A 21408-nucleotide genomic window follows, 5' to 3' on the forward strand; every position below is an offset into this window, starting at 1 on the left:
TTACATACCTAAGATTGAGCGAGCCGTACGTTGAGAACCAACGAGGGCAATAATCAGTAAGATAGCTTGTACCAAACTACCAAACATAATTGCAAGTGATTGCAAGACTCCTGCACCATTTGAAACAGCTATTTTCCCAGCAGATTCAAATAAAGGAACAAGAGAAACAATCAGAAAAATAAGAACCCCTTGTACCGCATAGACCATAATATTTTTTAAATAGCCAATACCAATAGACTTCCATTCATCACTTAAAAATGTTGGAATCGTAAGAGGGGCAAATGGGATCATAAGGTAGAGTTGAATAAATCGAATAGATACCAAAAGATTGACCATAGCTGCACTTACTATCCGAACAAGCCAAATGAGGAGGGCGAAAAATCCCACAATCATACGGCCAATAAATCCTGAACCTTTTAATCCAGAGATGGTATCATACCTTGCCCCACCGTGAGCCACAATCGAAGCCACTTGTTCAATGGCGTGACTCGCAATCCCGATGATGGCTTCTACAATAACGGTAGTGTTGGTAATCACGACTGCGACCATGATATAACTAATCAACATCGGCGCTAATGCTTCAAAGGTCATCGCTCCACCAGAGTTAGCAATTTTCTTTGCCATCTTCGAAAATTCTAAGATGAGAACAACTGATAAAATCGCAACTCCAAGAGGCTGCATGACACTTTTAGTAATACTAGACATATAAGTCCAAACTGTTGGATTGTAGCTAGATAGAGATTTAATCAGATCTACCGTAGATTGTAAATCCACATTAAACCCTTCAAATAAATTTTCAGCTGATATTTTTTCAGATGCAAGGTAAACAAAGGGTGAGACTAAACTAAGATTCATGTCATTGTTTATCCTCCTAAATTGAAATTTGAGTTACAAAGGCACCAGCAGCCCCTACCATAACACCACCGACAATTTCCAGAATGGCATTCCGAACACCTGGTCCACCATCTTTAATGTTGGTTGCAAGATTGACAATCCCCACAACAACGAGAAAGGCACCAACCGCAATCAATCCCTTCTGTAACAAAGACATAGCTTGTGCAAACATAGCACTTGCGTCTACTCCATAAACAAAACCTTTAAAATGCGTAATCATCTATTTCCTCTTTTCTATTTTTATTTTAAACTAGATTCAAAAGTTAAATCACGAATTCTAAGGCCTTCAAGATGATTTTCTTGTCTTTGATTCAAAGGATTGATTTGATAGTTCCACCACCGTTCATCTGTTTCTTGATTGGCTAGGTATTTCCAGTTTGGATGCTTAATGGAATTGTACTTTTTGCTTTTAAAGACAGGCATATTGGCAATTCGAACCAGGCATTCATGCCGTTTCATATTTCCGACTTCATCAGGTGTCATTAAATCACGAGCAATCTTTTGATGAGAAAGGGATCCTGAACCTGTCTGGCCAAAGGAACGACTAGTATTTCGAACATCAATGGTTTGTTTACCGAGTAATCCACTCATAAATTTAAAGGTATCTTCATCATTACCACCTAAGTAGACTAAACTATCACAGTTCCCAAGAATGGTTTTCCAAGCTTCTTTTTCTTTATAGAGTCCTTGAAGTTGGGCAATATTTTGAAGAATGGGAACGAGACTCATGTTCCGAGAACGGACTGTTGAGGTTTGTTCAGCAAAATCTGGAATTTCTCCGATATTTGCGAATTCATCTAAGTAGACTCTCACATGAAGAGGTAATTGACCCTTAAAATCAATATCTGCTTGTCTTGTTAGAGTTTGAAATACAGTTGAAAAAAAGAGGGCTGAAAGAAAGCGAAAGGTACTATCGTTATCTGGGATAACTAAGTACACCATTGATTTTTCCTGGCCCCATGTCTTCATATCAAGGGTATCTCTTTTGGTCAAATCCATGACACTTTGAATATTGAAGAGGGCAAATTTAGCAGTGGTTACAGCTATAACAGAATCCAAAGTCTTATCCTTATAATTTTGAAAATCTGCCCAATTTCGCATGGTAAAATTTTCAGTTCCATACTTTTTAGCATAATTTTCAAATAGAATTTCTAAGACACTTTTTTCTTGGTTTTCACCCTTGGATAAGTGTTTAATGAGTTTTGAGATTTCAGCAAAACTTGGATAACGCCCTCGTTTTTTTCGCTCTTCCACTTCTTTTTTTTGACGTTTCAACAAGTTTTGGTATTCTTTTTGACTTAAACGACTTTCTTCTATGAGCTGTTCTCTTGTTTTGGGTGGATTATAGAAATCGACCAAGTAGGAGGCCAAAGCTCGTACCAAAGTCATAGAAGCTTCATCCCAAAATGGATCACTACGGGAGCCAGAGCCTTTGGTGTTATTGAAATAAACCGTCAGCAAGCGATTCAAATCATTTTCTGTCTCTATATAGCGAAAAGGATTAAAGCCATCTGAGTTCTTCATATTGACTAAATCTAACACCTTTACTTGGTAGCCATGTTCTAAAAAGAGTTTGCCTGTTTTCTCAGCCAAGTGATCTTTAGGATCCACTACAATATTAGAACTATTCATCTGAATCAGATTGGGCTTCACAAAGCGAAATGTCTTCCCACTTCCTGAACCTCCGATCACCGCAATATTCTTATTTCTATCATATTGAGGTGGTTTTTTATCTAATAATGTCAAACGAACATCTTGTGCTAAGATCGTATCATGAGAAAATTCTTTACCGTAAAAGAGCTTCTTTTCTTTTAGAGTTCCAAAACGGGCGCTCCCGTATTCTACCCCTTCTCGGTATTGTTTTTTACCAGTCTCTAGATAGAGATAAACCAGTAACATCATCACAAATCCTAGTAGAAAAAAAGCACTTGATTTTCCAGTAAAGGAAACATTCCATGGCGACTGAAGAACTTCATCTTGACCTTCCATCAGAAGATGAGTCCATTTATCTAATGTATTTCCAGTATAGGAATCATACAAAAGCGTCAAACGATGAAAAAGATAGCCTAGTAAGATACCTAACAGTGAGAATAGTAGGAATTTCTTTCCACTGTACATCATCTCACCATCTCTTTCTGTTTGACGGATCCTTCTTGTCTAAAGGTTATTTGGGATTTAGCTTCATCAATTGCATCGTCCAATGACTTATCCATGGTAAAATCAGCTAATTTCTCCGGATCATTAACCATTTTTTCTAACAGATGGTCTAAATGATTGTCTAGAATCGAACGGTCTTTCGTGTAGAAATGCAGAGAATCCCCTTGCCAAGCGATGGCTAAAGGAATCTCTTCTTTTTCTAAAAAAGCTTTAAATTTCTCTATATCAATTGGTTTGTCTAAAAAATCTTTTTTCAGATTAATCGTATCAATCGCATAGGGAGATTGTAGCAATTCTTCTAATTTCTGTACCCCTATCTTATAGGCAAAATCTTGTGCTAAAGCCTGACGTCTAGACCATTCTAGAATCTTTAAGAGACTTTTGACAGTAAATAAAAGACTACGCTCAGCATATTGAACTGCCATTCGTTCCTGTTGTTCAGAGGACATCCGAGGCCTCCTTCTTCACAAATAGCAGCTTTCCTTCTTTATAACGATAAGCTATCAATTTCTGACGTTGCTTAATCGACTTGACAACCTGCAGTAGATCTCTCGAATAAGGTTCTCGAAGAGTGACTTCTACTGCTTTTCCATCAACGATACCAACACGTTTAAATTCAATGTAGTCTTTTTTGAGATGTCCTAAGCCCATACCAAAAGGAAAGTGATGAATCAATTGGATCGTACAACCACCTTTATTTCCCATTTGTTTCAAATCATACAAGTTTACTACCTTCATGATTAACTCCTTTATCTAGTTTGTCGCATCGTTTGAGTCTGGTAACGATAAACTCCGTGTCTGTTAGAAAATTCTCACACACGTCTTGTGCCAGTTGCCCTTCACAGGGAAATACTCTCAGTCCCTACTTACACAGGCACGCTAATCAAGACGGAGTGGATTCAATTTTCAAAGAACAGGTAGCTTTATTATAGATAAGAGTAGTTGAAATTTTTATCACATTTCTTATTTTTCTGTCTAGCTAAATTCATATTAATCAAAGAGTTTGAAATAAAAGACTAACATTGTTACATAACGTTAGCATTTCATTTCCCTAAAACAAGCTAATTTGGTCTAAAAAAGCAGCAAACTATAAACTAGTAGGTTCCATACCAAATGTAGCCCCATACTGCCCCATAAGTCCGATTTATAGCGCACCATCCCTAAAAACATTCCCAATGAAACATATAAACACCAAGCTAGAATGGTTCCTGGATGATGAGCTAAAGCAAATAAAACACTTGACAAAGCAACTCGAATATCTAATTTTCTAACCAAGTTCCATAAAATTTCTCGATACAGAAATTCTTCAACCATACTTGCATTGATTAAGAACAATAAAAATGAAAACCAAGGAACTTGATGTTGAAGGCCAATTAAGTTTGCTTGATTCGTGCTTTCTTGAGCATGAATCAGACTAAAACATAGACTTATAATCAGTAGACTAACGAATCCAATACCAATCCACTTTATCCTAATTTTCATATTGACCTTGGCCACTTGTTTTCGTTTGCCATACATCCAAAAAAAAGAAATGAGTGACGCTCCATAGAGAATCTGTAGTATAGTTAACTCACCGATACAAAGCAATTTCAGTAAGTATAGAGATACCAATAGGACATTTACTTGTTGGAATATATAAACTGGAATTATTCTTTTCATAGTTACCTCCGAAATAAATCTTCATAATCTAAATCTAATACCTGCACAATCCTTTCTACCCATGGACTTTGAGGCATTCGTTGTTCCATCTTGTAGTGACGAATCTTTTGATACAAACGATTCAATTCACTTGGATAGTGAAACTCTCCCGCAAACATTTTTCTGGTTAACTCAATCCAGCTGATATTTCTTTCAGCCAAAATAATGGACAAGTTCTCCCAAAATCGTTCTGCCATATTGATTCTCCTTTAGTTAGATAAATAATGTGTTTGTGCCATGTAAATCAATTGTTTCGTATCTCTTGGCAATAAAGCTCTAGCCTCCTCCAGATTCAGATTTGGATAAACTCGCTTATTTGAAACCGCAAGAGGAAGTCTGATGGTTAGTTCAGGATTTTTTAATATCATTTCGATGAAATCTGTTAATTTTAGGTTATCTCGATTCTTAAAACGTAATAAATTTGGAGATAAAAACTCGAAACAATCTGAAGAATAGCTCATCATCTCAATTAATTTCTCCTTTGTCATTTCAGAAACTGAATGACAAGATACCTCTATGCCATAGTTTTGAAAGAAGTCTAAAAGAAGTTGATTTCTTTGGCTATTTTTACTTAGATAGAGATCAATCATGGGAGACCTCCCAAAGATTCGGTTCCATTTGATATTCTGATACGATTAAGGAATCTAATAAATTTGCGAAGTTAATCGGTTTCTTGTCTTCATCATAAGCTTTTACAGTTACTTGGGTTGTAAGTATTCCCTCTTTTCCCTCGGCTCGATAGCCTTGTCCATATAAAACAAAAACAAGATTCTGATTATCATCTACAAAGGCATCAGCTCCGTTCTTTATATCCTGACTTTCAAGGAATTCCATAATGTTTTGAAGATAGGATTCGTAAAATAGGGGGTAGTTGTGTTTTTTATGGTAATCATCTAAAAATGTCACCTCAAACTCACATGGATAATTGGGCATCAAAAATATTTGTTCATCCAGCTGTTTGATTTCTGCGTCATGTAATTCTGTTTCTAATTCATCACAATCTAGTATTGATTCTTTATTTAATGCTTTCATCTTTTTCCTCTATTTCTTTTAATTTTTTTGCGATTGCGGCAATCACAGGAACGGTTACACTATTACCAGCTTGTTTATAGAGCTGACTATTACTAGAGACTTTTCTAGCAGCTTCAAAAGCCCAATCAGGAAAGCCCTGCAGTCTAAAACACTCTTTAGGAGTGATTCGTCGTATCCTCAAACGGTAAAATTGCCCATCAATTAAGACACCAGCTACTTGGTAAACTTGTTTATCTTCTCCTTCATAGCTAGCCACTACTACTCCCATTTGCCCACTAGTTGTTAACGTATTCGCTATACCTTTTCCAACTCTACCACGACGATACTGAGAACTTGGTCTTTCTAAATTGATTGAATCCCCAATCTCTGCATGAGCATATCCTTTTTTCGTTGCCTCTCGGACTTTTAGAAATTTGATTGGTTCTGGAATCAGTATTTTGGGGATTTTATCTCCACCTTGCATCGTAGTCAGTGTTGGAGATAAGCCCTCACTTCCATAGACGCGACCAGTTTCCTTAAAGCTAGTTGGTAAATCTCCAACAACGACAATACCATGGCGATCCTGAGTATTTAAAGTAAACATTGGCTCTTGATTATCCTTGAAACGTCTACCATTTTGTCTTTTTTCTAATCTGTCTGGTGTCATACAAGGAATCGCAACTTTAAATCCTTCTCCTTTTCCACGAACTAAGGTTGGCGCAAGACCTTCTGAATAATAGACTTTACCACTCATTCCACTTCTTGATGGATTTAAATTTCCTAGTGCTTTCAAAGTCTCAGGGTTAGTTGCTTGACCTTCTCGTCTGAAAGGAAATAAGAGTCTGGTACCTTTCTTTCTAGAATGTCCGATAATAAACACCCTCTCTCTGTTTTGGGGAACGCCAAAATCCTTACTGTTAAGCACCTGCCACTCAACATCAAACCCCAACTCATCAAGTGTGGTAAGAATTGTGGTGAACGTCCGTCCCTTATCGTGATTGAGTAGGCCTTTAACATTTTCAAGAAAAAGAAAACGTGGTTGGATTTGTTTGGTCGCTCGAGCAATTTCAAAGAACAAAGTTCCTCTAGTATCTTCAAATCCCAATCGTCTTCCTGCGATTGAAAATGCTTGACAAGGGAATCCCCCACAGATGACATCGACTTTCCCTCTAAGTTTTTTAAATTCGTCATCTGAAACATCTCGTATGTCATGAAATTCTATTTCTCCTTCCGTTTGAAAAATGGATTTATAAGATTCTCTAGCAAATTTATCAATCTCACAAAATCCAATACACTCGTGTCCAACACTTTCCATTCCAAGTCGAAATCCACCTATACCTGAAAATAAATCAATAAATCTCATTTCTTTATAACCCCTTTCTGATCGACTATCAATGTCCAAATAGTCACACCACTTGAAATTAAAATGAGCATAACTAATATCCACTCGATTGGCGACATTTTAACCACCTCTTTTTCTAACACGGTTATTCCAAACAGAATACAAGCCGTTAAACACAAATTCAGCAAGTACTTCCGCACGTCTAACAAAGCGAACATTGTCAAGAGCATACTGATAGATTCTTTCAAAATCAGTCATAGCAATTTCACTAGCTGTTTCAGAAAAACCTTCTCGTCTAAATTGATCCTGTACCAGTCCCCAAATATAATCTCGATCATATTTTGTGACCTTTTCGACTTTTCTTCTCAAAATAGGTTGAGAATCTCTTTCTTCCTTATCCTCAATAAATAAAGAATCAGTCTCACTATATTTAGTCTCACTAACTTCAGTCTCACTAGGGGCTGAATATGAGACGGGGGCCGTTTCATTTTCAACCTGCCCTAGTCTTTTTTTAACACTAGGCCTGTTTGAATTACCTACTGGGGTAGAAGACAATTCCCCTAAATAAATCTTATTAGCAAGTCTCCCTTTCTCACTTGAAGACTGTTGGACTTCATCAATTAAGTCATATTCTTTAAGAATTTTTTTGATGGACAGTAATTTTGACTTCGAACAACCTAACAGCCTCATCAGTTTAGAATTAGAAAATACTAAATAGACTGCTCCTTCCTCATCTATCCAACCACGACTGAGAGATAATTCTAAACGATCTTTTAAAATAGAATAAGCTACCTTTACTTCTAGTTTCATATCCATATATTTCTCATCCTCAAAAAGAATTTTAGGTAATTTATAATACCGTTCTGAAGTTTGGTATTGATTTGCGGTAATTCGTTTCATAGCGCTCCTCCAAGTTCTTTGAGTATTAAATCTCCACTTGATTCCAAGCGAACCAAGCCACTTTTTTCTAATTCAGTCATAATAGAGATGGCTTCAACAATGTCAATTCCCATTTCACGTACTAAAAATGAAATGACAATATAGCGTGATGATTGTAATTCTTTTGTCATTTTTCCTCCAGAAAATAAAAAAACGGAAAGATTGTGAAATTCCTTTCCGTAACATAATAAATATTTGAACACCAAACTCAACACCAAAAAAATATTTTTATTGATGATTATTGCTCAATCAAGCACATATAACAATGTGAAGAATTAAAATCTAAACCAATAAAAACCCTTGAATTCCAAGGGTTTTAAGTATTTATTCTACTTCACAATGTTTTATTATTTTAAATCTTCTAGACCAACCATTGAATAGTAGCCATTGAGTTTTTTTCCTTTCGTAGCAAGGGTTTAGAGCCCCTATTTTATTTTACTATTGTTTGAACATAGAGAGTTTTCAAATGAATGGTGTTCAAACAGTTCTTATTTAATTACATAGAAATCTACTTTATATTATATCATGCCTTCTCTATTTTGTCCGATGATAGCCCTTCAAGCTCCCTGAATAGAAAAAGCGACTCTATAATATTTGTAGTGGGTAAATCCCCTATGGATATTATGGAGTCTATTTTGTGTAGAAAAAGTTCCATAGAAAAAATCATATGGAATCATTACTTTTTATCATAAAACTACTCGATATCAAAGACCCTAATATCCAGATTCTAGACATCATCAATAAGGATACCCACAAGGAAATCATCGCTAAACTGGACTACGATGCTCCATCTTGCCCTGAGTGCGGAAGTCAAATGAAGAAATATGATTTTCAAAAAACCTTTCTCAAGGATAAAGAAAAGATTGTCAACGCCCTTCAACTACACTATTCTAACGCCAAATTAGAAGCAACCAATAATCTCATTAAACTCATCAAACGCAATGCCTTTGGATTTCGGAACTTTGAAAACTTCAAAAAACGGATTTTTATCGCTCTCAATATCAAAAAAGAAAGGACAAATTTTGTCCTTTCTCGATCTTAGCTGACTTCAACCCACTACAGTTGACAAAGAACCGAATTAATTTGATATTCCTAATCAATTTGTTCATATCTTATTCTAATCAACTATATATTAATTATGATAATTCATTCAATAGCCCAGTAAGAATAAGAGAACCACTCATTAATTAGACTAGCGATTTCTTTAGGTGCTTCAGTATAAAGCTCATGGCCAAAGTTTTCTAGAAGAATAGTATCAAAATAGTCTGGCAATTCTTTTAGGGCTTCCTCTCTCCATGTAGCTTCATTAGGATAGCGAGGACTAATAAACAAGGTAGCTCCCACTTCTCTCTTAAAAGCTTGTATTTTCCTCCGTAGGCGGAGGATCGCTTCTATATTTTCATAATTTATAGCCAACTCATATCTATTATACTCCGCATTCCAGTGATAGGACTGTCTTACAGCTTCCTCCATATTTTCTGACCAATACTTTGCTTCAGATTTCTCTTTAGAAATAAGAAGAGCTAAGTCTGAAACGACTTGAGATTCGATATAGTTTTTAACTTCCTCTAACTCTGTATCTAAAGGTAAAATCTTATCTAAATCTAGATAGCCACCATCCCAAAGAATTAGTTTTTTCACTTCATAAAATTCCGATGCAAGATAACGCGCCAAATCTCCTCCAAGAGAATGACCTATCAGACATATAGATTCTTCCTCTACAATCTCATTTTTAAACCATGATTTCAATTCTGTTTCATCTCGAAGATGCTTATCATATGGATTTAGAAAATAAATCTGCGAATTTAGTTCTTGAAGAAAATCCTTGCTATGATAGACATTGCTTCCCAAACCGCCAATAAAAAATGTCTTCATTCTCTACTTAATACTATGCTTATTCATCTTTTGTTCAAAGATAGTCGTGATAATCTGGCGCAATTCTTCGCGTTCTTTTTCTGGAATTTCACCACTTGTTTGGGCTACAGCGTATAGTTCAGGGTGTTCAATTGAAATGCGTTTAATAGTACGTGTCGTAGCATGCTTTCTGACAAAAAACGGAATTCGCTTAATCAAGTCTTGTGGGACGAGCGCAAGAATCTTCTCAGCAGTTTCCTTGTCACTAATCTTAGACGTAGTCAGCCCCTTCTTAATCATTTCCTGTTCTTTTTCTGTAAAATCTTTTAATTCCATTCGATTAGTCCTCCTATGTTCGCTAAGTTAAATTATATACCAATTGTAGCAAGACGACAAATAGTCTGTTTGTAAAATCTTCTCTATACTACAATTTTCCTGTCGCTCATAATTGCTCTTTAATGAAAAATCACAAAACCTTTTGGAGAGATCACAAGCTGATTCTCTAATTCTTGGTAATCGCTTGCTAGTGCTACTGCTTCCTTTTCTAAAAGATAATCTTCTTTTGATTGGTTAAAGATCGCTTTAAGGAGCCGGCCTTGGTATTTCCATTCCAAGGCCACTAGATCAGGTTTAATTTCTTGGAGGCTATACTTGCCATGCGAAATGATTTCTGACGCGTGTTTGCGAATCTTTATCAGCCTCTTCATAAAGTTCAGCATGTCATTATCACTTGATACGCGTTCCCAAGGCATACAACGACGGCAATCTGGGTCTGGACCGCCAGTCAAGGATAGCTCGGTTCCGTAATAGATGCAGGGTGTCCCTTTTTGTAAAAAGAGACAAGCTAAGGCTGATTTAACCAATTGAACATCCTCATTGGCAGTCCACAAGATTCGTTCTGTATCATGAGAATCCAAGAGATTAAACATAACCTCTGAAATCTGTTGTTTGTAATACATAGATTGGCCATTGATCTCATCGATGAACTGGTCAGTCTTCTTAACGCATCGTAAGAAATAGTCCTTGATACTATCAGATAAAGGATAATTCATAACCGCATGGAACTCATCTCCATTTAGCCAAGGCTGAGCCGTATGCCAGACTTCTCCTAAAATATAAAGATCAGGCTTTTTAGCTAAAACTGCCTTTCGAAAATCCTTCCAAAACTGATGATCAATCTCATTAGCCACATCCAAACGCCAAGCATCAATATCAAACTCTTCAATCCAATAAGTCGCAACCTTTAAAAGATAGCCCTTAACCTCTGGATTGGCTGTATTTAGCTTAGGCATATAGTCCTCGAAACCAAAAGCGTGATAGGGTAAGTCTCTCTTATTAGCTAGCTTTTCAGTAGTCACTGGGAATTCTTGAATATGAAACCAATCTTTGTAAGCAGATTCCTCACCATTTTTTACAACATCTTGCCATTGAGGCGATTGCGAACCAATATGGTTAAATACCGCATCCAACATGATTTTCATGCCACGCTGATGAGCTTGCTCGACCAGCTCCCGAAAGGTCTCCTTGTCTCCAAAATGACGGTCAATTTCAAAGTAATCTGTCGTATTGTACTTATGATTGCTCGTAGATTCAAAAATCGGACAAAGATAAAGTCCAGTAATGCCCAAGTCTTGCAAGTAATCCAGATGGTCAATAATCCCCTGTAAATCACCACCAAAGAAATCATCACTCTGAGGTGTGATAGATGACTCCCAGTCTAATGACCCTTCTGGGTTTAATCGAGCATTTCCATTAGCAAATCTCTCAGGAAATATCTGATACCATACCGTATTTGAAACCCAGTCAGGAACCTTGCAGGCATCAATCTCATGAAGATAAGGCAACTTAAATCCATTCCCAATAGCATGAAGATTTTCTAGAGAATTTTCCACACACCCTTTATCGCCATACAAAATACTTTGACCTTCTGTATCCGTGACTTCAAAGAGATACTGGATACGTGCAAAGTCAACGGACACTTCAACCTGCCAATAATCAAAGATGGCATCAGAAGTTACCTTGGACATTTCTTTTGTATCCTGATAAAACTCCTCCATAAAGATAAAAGGGTCCCCATAATGCAAGTTGATGTTTTCAATATCATCTTTCTTGGTACGGATACGAATGTGCACTATCTTATCTTTATAAAGATAAGCATACTCCGACTCTGGTCTGTGATAAATGGCTGTTAATTCCACTGTATTTGTCTCCTGATTTACTTGGTTGCATTTAATACGCAAACGTTTTCACAATTGTGATTCTAGTATACTACTTTCGTATTTTATTTTCAAGGCTTGTCCGTAGATTCTAGTGGTTTGGTTCTATAAATAAAAAAGCAGCCGGTCTTACAACTTGCTACTTTTCAAATGATGATTTACAAATGTCTTTCCAGCCACTCAATTTTTTTAAAATCCTTATTGTTATTGTGCTCATTTCGATAAGAATCTTGGGAAGAAGCCTTGTAAATACTTAAAAACTGTTCCAAACTTGGAACGCGAAAAGTGATGTTTTCGAGATGAATCAGCTCTATATCCGATTCCGAAACTCCTGCAAAATCAGGTAAAGAATCGATACTTCCGAATTCAACACTCAGACCATCTTTTTTGAATTCATGCTCATGAATATCTATTAAGACGTAACCTAAGTGATTCATCACTTTCATTATCTTGTCCCACTCATAAATTCTGAGATGATCGGGTGCTTCCCAACCTCTAGGGTCACCAGGCACATGAATGTCAATGTCAGACGGCTCCCATTCTTCATTTGAACGGTATTCAAACCCCAAAGACCCCATGAGCGTCGGAGTGATTCCGACTTGGTTTAAATGAGAACAAATTGTTCGAAATTCATCAAATAGAGAATTCATTCCTCCTCCAATCGTTGATATAGAACTTAATTTCGTTGTGAATAATAAACTAATTTTTACCTTCTACTCTTTCGGTTTTGAAAATACTTCTACTCGTTGAGCTAGGACTTTGATTTCTACAGGTAGGTTATCCGATTTATCGCCGTCAACATCTGACTCCAATTCACTATCTGAAGAGATCTTAATATTACGCGCTTTGATATACTCGATATTATCATTTGCAACAACATCCCCTTTTAGTAAATCAGGAATAACGGATAATTTAGAGAATATTGAAGCATCTTTCAGAATCAAAATGTTGGCATAGCCATCTTTGTTTTCTTCAAAGATTTTCTTATCAGCGAAGTAATTTGTCAAGAGAACCAAAACATGACTAGCTTCACCAACATAATTTCCATTTTCTGTCTCAATCTTAATGTTAAAGACCTGATCTGTCATAACGGACTTCATGGTATTTACAGCATAGGCTAAAATACCGAATTTTGTCTTGTCCTCGATTTCAACATTGTGAATCGCCTCAGGAAGTGAACCGATACTAAAAATATAACCAAAATAGTTATCATTTGCTTTACCGATATCGATTTTGTTGGTGAGATTGAAATCAAGCTCATCAATAGCTCCGTCGATGTCTTGATTGATTTCCAACAGTTTTGTAATGAGGTTACCCGTGCCACCAGGGATAATCCCTAACTTAGGAATGTAGTCTCTCTCAGCAATACCCGAAATGACTTCGTTGACAGTCCCATCTCCACCAAACACAACCACTGCATCGTACTGCTCACGAGAAGCTTCTTCAGCAAAATGTGTTGCATCCAGCGCTTTTTCGGTAATTTTGGTTTCCACGTGCTCAAAGTATTCTTTGGCTTTATTCTCCAGCTTTTCTTTGTAATCCAAGGCCTTTTCCCCACCAGAAGTGGGGTTGATAATTAACATTGCTTTTTTCATTGATAATACTCCTTAATTTTTAAATAGAAATGTTAGCGTAGCTACACTTACCATTACATATAATACTATTATATAATGAAAACTCATAAAAGAGAACTTTGACGTACTGGAGATTAATACGCTTTTATTCTATTTTCCCATCGTATAACTACATCCTTTAAGTGTTCATCCAAGTAAGAATAGGCCTTTTCCTTTATCCAATAAGGAATACCATAAGCTGCCTCTGCCACCAAGTGAGAAGGCGTTTCTACTTACCATACTCTTTTATTTTATCAGCATATTCAGTCAAAAGATTTTTTGAATAAATTTTTTCATTACTTGAATTTCTAACTTCTTTCCAAAGAATAGATGCAACTTTTAACTTGTTTGAGTAGTTACGACTATTTTCGTCTGCACAGAAATCCTTTAAAAATTGATTCCATTGACAAACCGAATGATCATACTTGGCATAGTCTGAATTTCCATAATAGACTTTTAGCATATCTTGGATTGTAAAATTCAAATCATGTTCTTTTTTTACTTTTCTCCAAGCAGTCGCCATATCAGCAGTAAATTTAAATGGGGAAACCTCTGTTAAAGTTGCGAAATATTCTCTAAAGTGTGCATTAAAGGAGAATCCACATTCAAGTAAGGGCGTATCTAAGGCAACGACTTCTACTTGTTTCTTTTTCCTTTTTATTGATGATTTTTTAATCAAATTACCCTTAAAGTACTGCTCAATAATATGATTGAGTTCTTGTTTGGTACCTCTATATTCAAGCCCTAATGACTTGCATATCTGTGAAAGTTCATCCCGATACCAATAGAATTTATTAAATTCATCAAAGGATGTGACTTTATCAAACTCAGGCCTGCTTTCTATCAATATAATACCTCCTTAAAACCAATTTAGGTTGTCATCTCAAAATAATGGAGTTTTAATTTCTTTATTTTGAGGATTAGCTACGTTTCACTAACAAGCTTACACATTCAACGGTTCGGACTTACCGTATCATCCGTGAAAAAGCAGTCCTTCCGAAATAAAGGAAAGTCCTTTGTTTTGATATTGTTCCATTCGTAAACAGAACCGACAATATCTCCAATAATTGCTCCAAGAATCAGATTCCTCCTTGTGAAATATCAGATTCATTACACATTCCCAATGGATTGCTCTTTAAAAATGGCTCAACTAAATCAATCCACTCCTGATGTAGGTAAGATGATAAATAACCGTGATTATAGCCCTTTGCTTCATACAAAATTGTATTTGCATGTAGCTGATGAAATAATTTCGCTGATTTTTTCACACAGTTCAATTCTTTTTCACCATAGATATACAGAACCTGAGCCTTGCTAGCAGAAATCATATCTTTCAGCTTGTAATGCCCCATATAGGTTTTGTAAATGGTCACCAATGTTTTAACAGGCGTCCTTGGCAGATCCTCCAAATAATAAGCTTTTATTTCCTCTGGATAAGCCAGTTTAGGATAGAGTTTGTTCATCATGCTTAACTGAAGTTTGCAAGAGAATTTATTGAACATCAGTTTACCAAATAGAGACACTAGAAAGATGCTGATTTTAGATAACCTTGGTTGAGGAATACAGAGGCTTCCGTCTATAATGCCCTTCTCAGCAATTTCACTATCTAAAGACAAAAGCTCCATGGCAATTTGACCACCAAGTGAAACACCACCGATTGCAAACAATTTCCCACCACAGTTTGCTTTGATATAGTCTAGAATCTCCAAAGCAGAATCTTCAGTAGAAACATAATCAAGTTGATATTCCTCACCGTGGCCATTCAAAGTGGGTAGAATAATACGGTATTCTTTTGACAAGATTCGTGCTTGACGAAGATAATTCCACCAAGAACTACCACCACCATGTATCAATAAAATAGGAGGCAAATTCTTATCACCAAATTCATGGAATTTCATGTTTAAACTCCTTACTGTAGGACTTTCACTAGATAAATACTTGTTAAATCAGTTTGAACAAGCAGTAATGCCTCATCAAATAGAAAAGTCTCTAACATTTATTATCTAGAATGACCACACGTTACTTTCAATAATAGATATATTAATCTAAAGTTAAAATTACTTTTCCTTACTAATTCTGTTACTTGCCAATATAGTATAGATTAAATAAACAATAAAAATGATAATAAAAATAAAATTAATTTTTAACACAAAATAGAGATTTAACACATTTGCGAACGCATGAAATAATACACAGTATCCCACAGATTTCGTTTGACGATAAAGAAGCCCTAAAACAAAACTTAAAAATAATGTATATATAAAAAATAAAATAAAAGGAAATCCTTGATGACTTTCTCCAACTATAAACCATAAAGGCAGATGCCATATTCCCCAAATTGATCCTACAATCAAATTAGATTGCCAATAAGTATATTTTTTATCAAGTAATGGCTGTAATATTCCTCTCCATCCTAATTCTTCATGTCCACCACCAAAAAAAATTAGTTGTATAAAGAATAGCGGCATCAGATAAATTGATACTCCGTTTAATTCTAAGGAAGATACAGAAAATAGTATCAAAATTGCTAACAAATGAATAATGAAATAAATACTACTATTTTCTTTCTTACTAAATACAAAATGTTTAAATTTTATATTATTCCTTTTCAAATAAAAGCTACTTGCAATAGCTGGTCCAAGTGCACCTACTATATGTAATGTTCTTCCTATAATCGTTTCTAATCCCAAAATATGGGATTGCGTAAAGATGGCAAGAATCCCCCAAGCTATATAAGTAATTCCAAATGTACAATAAAGATAATTTTTTAAATTCCTTTTGTCATTTCCTGTCATTTTATCTTCCTAATCTTGACTATTCTACGTATAATATTTTTTACTGCTTCTTAGTTGCTCTCGATTATAACTACCTTTATTCTATCACAAAAACACAAAAAAAGCCTTAAAATCAAGGCTTTTCATTATTCATTTCGTCAATACTTTAGTTTCGTAGATTCAGATTCGCATGATTAAAACTAGTCAATTTTCTCAATAATGTTTCCAAGTTTATCTAATACAAGACAGGAAGGATCATTTAGTGGAATTATGGGAACATTAACGAATTCTTCAGCTCTATCCTTATTAGCTTTATCGTTCCAGGAATCATAATGGACACTAATTAAAAACTGACTAAAGAGTCCTAATCCATTTTTTATTTTTATCTGATGATCTGAATTATCATTAGGTGAAACATAGACTTTTTCTCCTAATAATAGGGCTCCTGCAGCAAATCTCATAACTTTCGCCCCTTTATTAAGCATATGATCGATATAATTTTTGAACTCCTGATTGACATAAATAGATATATATTTTTCCGTATTTCCACCACCGATAATAATTAGATCAGCATCTAGATAGCTATCAAAATTAATCTGCTTAGTATCCAAGAGTAAGTAATCAGTGTTTAGGTTAGAAAAATAGCTTCGGAAAACTTCCGTGTACTTTTTCATATAGGGTTGCCAATTATCTCGAAAAACTGTAAAAATAACAATTCTTTCAATCTTGCTTGATAATACAATTTTATCAACAATGCTATGTTTCTTTATTAGGGGATTCCCACCCATCAAAAAAATTTATTCTTTCAAGTTAACACACTTTCTAAAGATACATAAAGTTTAAACAAGTTTATTCACGTTTTGAAATTATAATTTTTCTTAAAACATATCATTTTATTATTGACTGACTAAGATCGCACCAGCAATCATACATATGCAACTTGCTCATCATTGTCCAAACCAGTCTTAATAACATCTCCAACATCCATAATATTTTTTAAACCTTAAATAAGATTTAGATAAATTTATTTGTAGGTTAAACCATCATGAAATGTCAATTCACAGATAGTTTTACTTATATATTTATACAGTCTTTTTGTATTTATAAATCATCCTCTTAAAATCTCGTCTATCTGCTCCGCTTCGATTTGTTTTTGTAAATCATCAATTTTTGTTTCAATATAGTTTTTATGTTTTATCCACTTTAAACCTATAAAATTTGGTAACAATGATTCGAGAAATTCAATCCAAGCTGAATACATAGGTACTACACTACCTGACCAACTCCAAGAAGTAGGTGTTAATGGTATTTTTTCAAAGTCTTCAAACAACGGATTATTCTCAAGAAAGAGCAAGATATACTCTTTTTTTCTTTTGATCTCTAATTTTGATACAACTGAAAATAGGCAATACATTTTTGCTTTATCATTGCAGAATCGTTGAATACATTGTCGAATCCACATATCTTGTCTTTCTAACAGCTTTTTCTCATTTTGCTTTGGCAATAATAAAGATTCTAAAAAATACGGTACTGACAACCTAGAATATTGATAGTTTCTTATCAACTGCTCAAAGATTTTATTATATATTTCTACAAAATCGTCCAAATCAAAAAAGCAACAATGCTTTTCTTGATGGTCGCTAAAGGAGTCACTATTTATTAAATAATCTATATACTTGTCCAGTATAGAAGGTCTAACCGAATATATTTCCTTCAAAAATTGTCCGTCATAATCATGATCTTTATCATATGACAACATAGCATAGTATATTTCTTCAAGCAATTCTAAATTGCAATTAAATTTTTGAATCACTTCCCTTGGTGTATTATGATGATAATTAAATAACAAGCCAAAATAAATATCCACAATAAAAGAGGAATACTCTTTTTTATCCAAAATAATTTTGCAACCTTCTATTAATGCTAATTCATCTATTGCATTATACTTATCCAGAAAATCTATATCACGCATTGATGATGAGGTAATATATCTGTCAGAAGTATCTTTCAAAAAATCATAAAGCCCTTGTAAATGTTTTTCTGTAATTAATCCCAGCGGTAATTCATGATAATATGCATATGTCCAAGCATTTTTCTGACTATATTCTTCACTAATAATAATTTCATACACTTCTGAATCGGATAATAATGAAAATAAATTGTCTACTAGATGGTATGGATGTAAATTGTTTGGTGTATCGTTTTTGATATAATATTTAATTGCATCAACATACCAATCTGCTTTATCGGAAATAGCATCAAAGGCAATGCCTAATCCTTCACCGACCTCCCAATATGAATGGTTATCTAGCTCAGAAATACCGTTGCAAACATCAATTAACTTCTTAAATATCTGTAAATCACAATTCAAAGTGTAATGATTAATTGATTGCTGCTTTTGTTTTCTATTTTCTTCATAACCAGTTTCTTTATAATCTGGTCCTTTAAGAAGACAATATAATTGAAAGCCCTCTCCTTCAAAATATTCAGAAAACAAGGATTCACAAGAATAATTCATTCTGTTAAAAACTTGCACTATTTTGTCTGCTAAAAGGCAATTTGCCAATTTATCTGGTGGAAAATTTAACTTCAAAATTAATTCAATATATTTTAAATCAAATTGTAAAACAGGAATGCTTATATCGTCAACAATGCCACCATAAGAACTAAGAATTTCCCTAACTTTTTCTCTATACTTTTCAATTTTACTCAAAGAAGTTAACGATTCCCAAATGAACTCACGATATTTTTCAACACCTTTAGATATAGTTAGTGGAATCTGATATATGGTTATTGCATTCTTTCGTCCTTCCTCCGCTGGAGAAAAATTTAACTTCAGAAATTTTTCTGCTATCTGCAAAAAAATTATTACAATAAATTCTTGTTTCCAATTATTTGAATATTCTATTATTTTTTCAAAAAAAGTTATTTGAGTATAAAAACTATTACGAAAAGAAGCCCTCTGAATACCAAAATATATATTAACTGCATGGTAAAATTCCATAAATAAATCTGGTCGCTTTAGATAATATTGAAAAAACAAATCACAAGCGGTTGGCAAATCAGTCATATCTGCAAATCCACCAAGAATTTTAATGATATCATTTTCCACATGTTGATAATTTTTTCTTTTTTCAGTATCTATATCGATCCATTCACAAATCACTCTTTCTTCAGATTCAATTTCATTTTGCAAGAGCAAAAGTGTTTCCGTAGGATTAATGCGAAAAAAGACTTTTACAAATTCAAAGAAGATTGGCGATTTTTCTGTTGATAATTCATCCCATAATAACTTTATTTCTTTCTCAGCAAAATTTAAAAGTGCCTTATTTTTAAAAATATTAAGTAACGTATTAACAGAAGATACAGTTCTCTCTCTGTAACTTGAAAAGCAAGCTTTAATCATTTTCGACAAACTAAGTAATTTTTTGTCAAAGAAAATATATTTTAACAAATAATTAGACAAGCATTGATCAGAAAAACGAACAGCTTTATCATTACAAATATCGACAATCTCCCGCTCGTGAAGCATACGGATATTTTCAATAAAACTATCTCGATTTAAACCTTTTTCCTGTAAAATTGGTAAAAGTGCATCAATATAATCTAAATGAATTGCTTCAAGAAAAGCAATTATACCAGAAGTTATACACAGATTTTTGTCTATAAAAAATTGATTATTTTCTAAATTAGAACCATAATAATCTTCATATAATTGTGACACATCATCAATAGACTCCAAACGATTTGAACTGCATGCTACTTTCCCAGCAAGTATAGCAATACGAGTATTTCCTTCTGCAATTCTTATAATTCGTTCTTGATATTCTGAATTCAAAATGCCCAATGAAGCTTCAAGTAATTCCTTAATTTCATTCTCTGAAAATACATTTACATTCACAATTTCATAAGAAGTGATTGCTCGAACATCGTTTATCACTTTTTGAAGTGCATAATCCCTTACTGTAATAAGTATTTTTACATTATATCCCTCTGATTTCATACTAATGTATCGGATAACATGCTGCAGTCCTGACAATTGATTGGCATCATCAATAAAAAGAAAATAATCTCCTGGTTTATCTAAAAAAAGTTTTAAATCCTCGTATATTGGTAATGCATTACTATGAATACAGTAAATCTTTTCATTCTTAGCATCTGCATGATTTTTTACATAATGCAAAGCTAAACGTGTTTTCCCCGTACCTGATGAACCACTAAGTATAACAACATCCACTTTAAGATAAGCATTGATGATATCTTGAAATTCTTTTTCTCTGAATAGAAATTTAGTGTCAATTGGAGCAGCCATTCTATTTGCATTGTAACTATTAATAAATTCATCATATGATTGAATTTGATCTGTACTTATTGATATTCCCAAAAAATCACGTGAAAGATTATGATGGAAAAGATATATATCTTCTGCAAGCTTATCAATTCCAATAATTACAAGCTTAATTCCAACATCTTCACACAGTTTTTTTACTTCACTATCTTGAAAGGGTGTAAGGTTTGATGAAGTATGACAATAAATAATTTCAGAGATTTTGTCATATGGAACACCTGTCTTTGCTGTATCAAGACATTTTTCAAGGTCATCCCTAATTTTTGCAAATAAATTTGTCCTTTGAGTTGTGTATTCAACAAAAACATACTTTTCATTTGATGCAATAAAATATGTATCAGGTGTACCTAAAGTAGTCTTACGTGTACCCGCTTCTCCACCAAGAGATACTATACTCGGATAGCCCGTTTTATATAAATAAGAATCACAAAGATTTTGAAATGAACCTGCATCCAGTTGTAGTATTTTTTGTTTAATACTTTCAATATTAGCCACTGTCTATAATCCCCCTATTGTTTTAATATTACAACATCTTAAAATGCTTAAACGCATCCAAAATAGC

Annotated in this window: 23 protein-coding genes and 2 pseudogenes; 1 reads left to right on the forward strand and 24 read right to left on the reverse strand. The window is 34.3% G+C overall.

The genetic code is table 11. The features are described 5' to 3' along the window. From N8L33_RS06450 to N8L33_RS06505, 12 genes are all read right to left on the reverse strand, one after another. Entirely contained in the window at positions 1-855 is an 855-nt protein-coding gene (locus N8L33_RS06450) for a VirB6/TrbL-like conjugal transfer protein, CD1112 family (RefSeq protein WP_261059296.1), read from the reverse strand. Between the two features lie 16 nt (positions 856-871). Next, positions 872-1114 (reverse strand): hypothetical protein, encoded by a 243-nt coding sequence (locus N8L33_RS06455; protein ID WP_000627865.1) that lies wholly within the window; start codon positions 1112-1114, stop codon positions 872-874. 20 nt (positions 1115-1134) lie between these two features. Continuing rightward, on the reverse strand, positions 1135-3012 hold the full coding sequence (locus N8L33_RS06460) for a VirD4-like conjugal transfer protein, CD1115 family (RefSeq protein WP_261059341.1): 1878 nt from the start codon (positions 3010-3012) through the stop codon (positions 1135-1137). Beyond that, the gene (locus N8L33_RS06465; protein WP_261059297.1) at positions 3012-3500 is read right to left on the reverse strand and encodes a hypothetical protein; all 489 of its coding nucleotides are present in this window, start codon (positions 3498-3500) and stop codon (positions 3012-3014) included. Before N8L33_RS06465 ends, N8L33_RS06460 begins: the two co-directional genes overlap by 1 nt. Then, on the reverse strand, positions 3490-3789 hold the full coding sequence (locus tag N8L33_RS06470) for a hypothetical protein (RefSeq protein WP_000869763.1): 300 nt from the start codon (positions 3787-3789) through the stop codon (positions 3490-3492). The genes N8L33_RS06465 and N8L33_RS06470 overlap by 11 nt, the downstream gene beginning before the upstream one ends. A gap of 333 nt (positions 3790-4122) precedes the next feature. Further along, entirely contained in the window at positions 4123-4710 is a 588-nt protein-coding gene (locus N8L33_RS06475) for a CPBP family intramembrane glutamic endopeptidase (RefSeq protein ID WP_261031057.1), read from the reverse strand. A gap of 2 nt (positions 4711-4712) precedes the next feature. Beyond that, positions 4713-4946 (reverse strand): hypothetical protein, encoded by a 234-nt coding sequence (locus N8L33_RS06480; protein ID WP_000840776.1) that lies wholly within the window; start codon positions 4944-4946, stop codon positions 4713-4715. A gap of 12 nt (positions 4947-4958) precedes the next feature. Then, a complete protein-coding gene (locus N8L33_RS06485) occupies positions 4959-5339 on the reverse strand; it encodes a thioredoxin domain-containing protein (RefSeq protein WP_049493835.1) in 381 nt (126 codons plus the stop codon). After that, positions 5332-5781, reverse strand: coding sequence for a hypothetical protein (locus N8L33_RS06490; RefSeq protein WP_002917298.1), 450 nt, complete (start codon positions 5779-5781; stop codon positions 5332-5334). The genes N8L33_RS06485 and N8L33_RS06490 overlap by 8 nt, the downstream gene beginning before the upstream one ends. Next, a complete protein-coding gene (gene dcm / locus N8L33_RS06495) occupies positions 5765-7123 on the reverse strand; it encodes a DNA (cytosine-5-)-methyltransferase (protein WP_261031059.1) in 1359 nt (452 codons plus the stop codon). Before dcm ends, N8L33_RS06490 begins: the two co-directional genes overlap by 17 nt. Positions 7124-7222: 99 nt before the next feature. Then, the gene (locus tag N8L33_RS06500) at positions 7223-8002 is read right to left on the reverse strand and encodes a replication initiator protein A (RefSeq protein ID WP_261031060.1); all 780 of its coding nucleotides are present in this window, start codon (positions 8000-8002) and stop codon (positions 7223-7225) included. After that, a complete protein-coding gene (locus N8L33_RS06505) occupies positions 7999-8172 on the reverse strand; it encodes a hypothetical protein (RefSeq protein ID WP_261031063.1) in 174 nt (57 codons plus the stop codon). Before N8L33_RS06505 ends, N8L33_RS06500 begins: the two co-directional genes overlap by 4 nt. A 536-nt stretch (positions 8173-8708) precedes the next feature. Between N8L33_RS06505 and N8L33_RS06510 the strand changes: the two genes are divergently transcribed. Next, complete coding sequence (locus N8L33_RS06510; RefSeq protein WP_261059298.1) at positions 8709-9083, forward strand: transposase; 375 nt, start codon at positions 8709-8711, stop codon at positions 9081-9083. A 104-nt stretch (positions 9084-9187) separates the two neighbouring features. Here N8L33_RS06510 and N8L33_RS06515 read toward each other — a convergent pair whose 3' ends face one another. From N8L33_RS06515 to N8L33_RS06565, 12 genes and pseudogenes are all read right to left on the reverse strand, one after another. Continuing rightward, positions 9188-9916: an alpha/beta hydrolase gene (locus N8L33_RS06515; protein ID WP_203175430.1), complete on the reverse strand. Its 729-nt coding sequence runs from the start codon at positions 9914-9916 to the stop codon at positions 9188-9190. 3 nt (positions 9917-9919) lie between these two features. Further along, positions 9920-10231, reverse strand: a complete 312-nt coding sequence (locus tag N8L33_RS06520) for a hypothetical protein (RefSeq protein ID WP_000420558.1) — start codon at positions 10229-10231, stop codon at positions 9920-9922. Positions 10232-10350: 119 nt separating this feature from the next. Continuing rightward, complete coding sequence (locus N8L33_RS06525; protein ID WP_261059301.1) at positions 10351-12093, reverse strand: glycoside hydrolase family 13 protein; 1743 nt, start codon at positions 12091-12093, stop codon at positions 10351-10353. Positions 12094-12269: 176 nt separating this feature from the next. After that, entirely contained in the window at positions 12270-12761 is a 492-nt protein-coding gene (locus tag N8L33_RS06530; RefSeq protein ID WP_261026907.1) for a phosphoribosylanthranilate isomerase, read from the reverse strand. A 63-nt stretch (positions 12762-12824) separates the two neighbouring features. Further along, positions 12825-13706: a diacylglycerol/lipid kinase family protein gene (locus tag N8L33_RS06535; RefSeq protein WP_261059303.1), complete on the reverse strand. Its 882-nt coding sequence runs from the start codon at positions 13704-13706 to the stop codon at positions 12825-12827. Between the two features lie 113 nt (positions 13707-13819). Then, a pseudogene (locus tag N8L33_RS06540) lies at positions 13820-13936 on the reverse strand (hydrolase); the annotation flags it as partial. Between the two features lie 17 nt (positions 13937-13953). After that, complete coding sequence (locus N8L33_RS06545; RefSeq protein WP_261059305.1) at positions 13954-14571, reverse strand: SAP domain-containing protein; 618 nt, start codon at positions 14569-14571, stop codon at positions 13954-13956. 119 nt (positions 14572-14690) lie between these two features. Next, positions 14691-14804, reverse strand: a pseudogene (locus tag N8L33_RS10230) (ADP-ribosylglycohydrolase family protein); the annotation flags it as partial. Further along, positions 14804-15622 carry an alpha/beta hydrolase gene (locus N8L33_RS06550; RefSeq protein WP_261059307.1) on the reverse strand — a complete coding sequence of 273 codons (819 nt, stop codon included), beginning with the start codon at positions 15620-15622 and terminating at the stop codon, positions 14804-14806. The pseudogene N8L33_RS10230 and the gene N8L33_RS06550, both read right to left, overlap by 1 nt. Before the next feature lie 159 nt (positions 15623-15781). After that, positions 15782-16519 carry a CPBP family intramembrane glutamic endopeptidase gene (locus tag N8L33_RS06555; RefSeq protein WP_261059309.1) on the reverse strand — a complete coding sequence of 246 codons (738 nt, stop codon included), beginning with the start codon at positions 16517-16519 and terminating at the stop codon, positions 15782-15784. A 179-nt stretch (positions 16520-16698) separates the two neighbouring features. Beyond that, positions 16699-17286, reverse strand: coding sequence for a Type 1 glutamine amidotransferase-like domain-containing protein (locus N8L33_RS06560; protein WP_261059310.1), 588 nt, complete (start codon positions 17284-17286; stop codon positions 16699-16701). Positions 17287-17606: 320 nt separating this feature from the next. Beyond that, positions 17607-21341: an nSTAND3 domain-containing NTPase gene (locus N8L33_RS06565; RefSeq protein ID WP_261059311.1), complete on the reverse strand. Its 3735-nt coding sequence runs from the start codon at positions 21339-21341 to the stop codon at positions 17607-17609. Positions 21342-21408: the final 67 nt, after the last annotated feature.

It is taken from the genome of Streptococcus mitis, from assembly GCF_946188695.1.
GTDB lineage: Bacteria > Bacillota > Bacilli > Lactobacillales > Streptococcaceae > Streptococcus > Streptococcus mitis_DF.

Bases quoted from the DNA above. Each gene is read 5' to 3' on its own strand.
- N8L33_RS06450 (WP_261059296.1), bottom strand. From the start codon at position 855: ATGAATCTTAGTTTAGTCTCACCCTTTGTTTACCTTGCATCTGAAAAA.
- N8L33_RS06455 (WP_000627865.1), bottom strand. From the start codon at position 1,114: ATGATTACGCATTTTAAAGGTTTTGTTTATGGAGTAGACGCAAGTGCT.
- N8L33_RS06460 (WP_261059341.1), bottom strand. From the start codon at position 3,012: ATGTACAGTGGAAAGAAATTCCTACTATTCTCACTGTTAGGTATCTTA.
- N8L33_RS06465 (WP_261059297.1), bottom strand. From the start codon at position 3,500: ATGTCCTCTGAACAACAGGAACGAATGGCAGTTCAATATGCTGAGCGT.
- N8L33_RS06470 (WP_000869763.1), bottom strand. From the start codon at position 3,789: ATGAAGGTAGTAAACTTGTATGATTTGAAACAAATGGGAAATAAAGGT.
- N8L33_RS06475 (WP_261031057.1), bottom strand. From the start codon at position 4,710: ATGAAAAGAATAATTCCAGTTTATATATTCCAACAAGTAAATGTCCTA.
- N8L33_RS06480 (WP_000840776.1), bottom strand. From the start codon at position 4,946: ATGGCAGAACGATTTTGGGAGAACTTGTCCATTATTTTGGCTGAAAGA.
- N8L33_RS06485 (WP_049493835.1), bottom strand. From the start codon at position 5,339: ATGATTGATCTCTATCTAAGTAAAAATAGCCAAAGAAATCAACTTCTT.
- N8L33_RS06490 (WP_002917298.1), bottom strand. From the start codon at position 5,781: ATGAAAGCATTAAATAAAGAATCAATACTAGATTGTGATGAATTAGAA.
- dcm (WP_261031059.1), bottom strand. From the start codon at position 7,123: ATGAGATTTATTGATTTATTTTCAGGTATAGGTGGATTTCGACTTGGA.
- N8L33_RS06500 (WP_261031060.1), bottom strand. From the start codon at position 8,002: ATGAAACGAATTACCGCAAATCAATACCAAACTTCAGAACGGTATTAT.
- N8L33_RS06505 (WP_261031063.1), bottom strand. From the start codon at position 8,172: ATGACAAAAGAATTACAATCATCACGCTATATTGTCATTTCATTTTTA.
- N8L33_RS06510 (WP_261059298.1), top strand. From the start codon at position 8,709: ATGGAATCATTACTTTTTATCATAAAACTACTCGATATCAAAGACCCT.
- N8L33_RS06515 (WP_203175430.1), bottom strand. From the start codon at position 9,916: ATGAAGACATTTTTTATTGGCGGTTTGGGAAGCAATGTCTATCATAGC.
- N8L33_RS06520 (WP_000420558.1), bottom strand. From the start codon at position 10,231: ATGGAATTAAAAGATTTTACAGAAAAAGAACAGGAAATGATTAAGAAG.
- N8L33_RS06530 (WP_261026907.1), bottom strand. From the start codon at position 12,761: ATGAATTCTCTATTTGATGAATTTCGAACAATTTGTTCTCATTTAAAC.
- N8L33_RS06535 (WP_261059303.1), bottom strand. From the start codon at position 13,706: ATGAAAAAAGCAATGTTAATTATCAACCCCACTTCTGGTGGGGAAAAG.
- N8L33_RS06550 (WP_261059307.1), bottom strand. From the start codon at position 15,622: ATGAAATTCCATGAATTTGGTGATAAGAATTTGCCTCCTATTTTATTG.
- N8L33_RS06555 (WP_261059309.1), bottom strand. From the start codon at position 16,519: ATGACAGGAAATGACAAAAGGAATTTAAAAAATTATCTTTATTGTACA.
- N8L33_RS06560 (WP_261059310.1), bottom strand. From the start codon at position 17,286: ATGGGTGGGAATCCCCTAATAAAGAAACATAGCATTGTTGATAAAATT.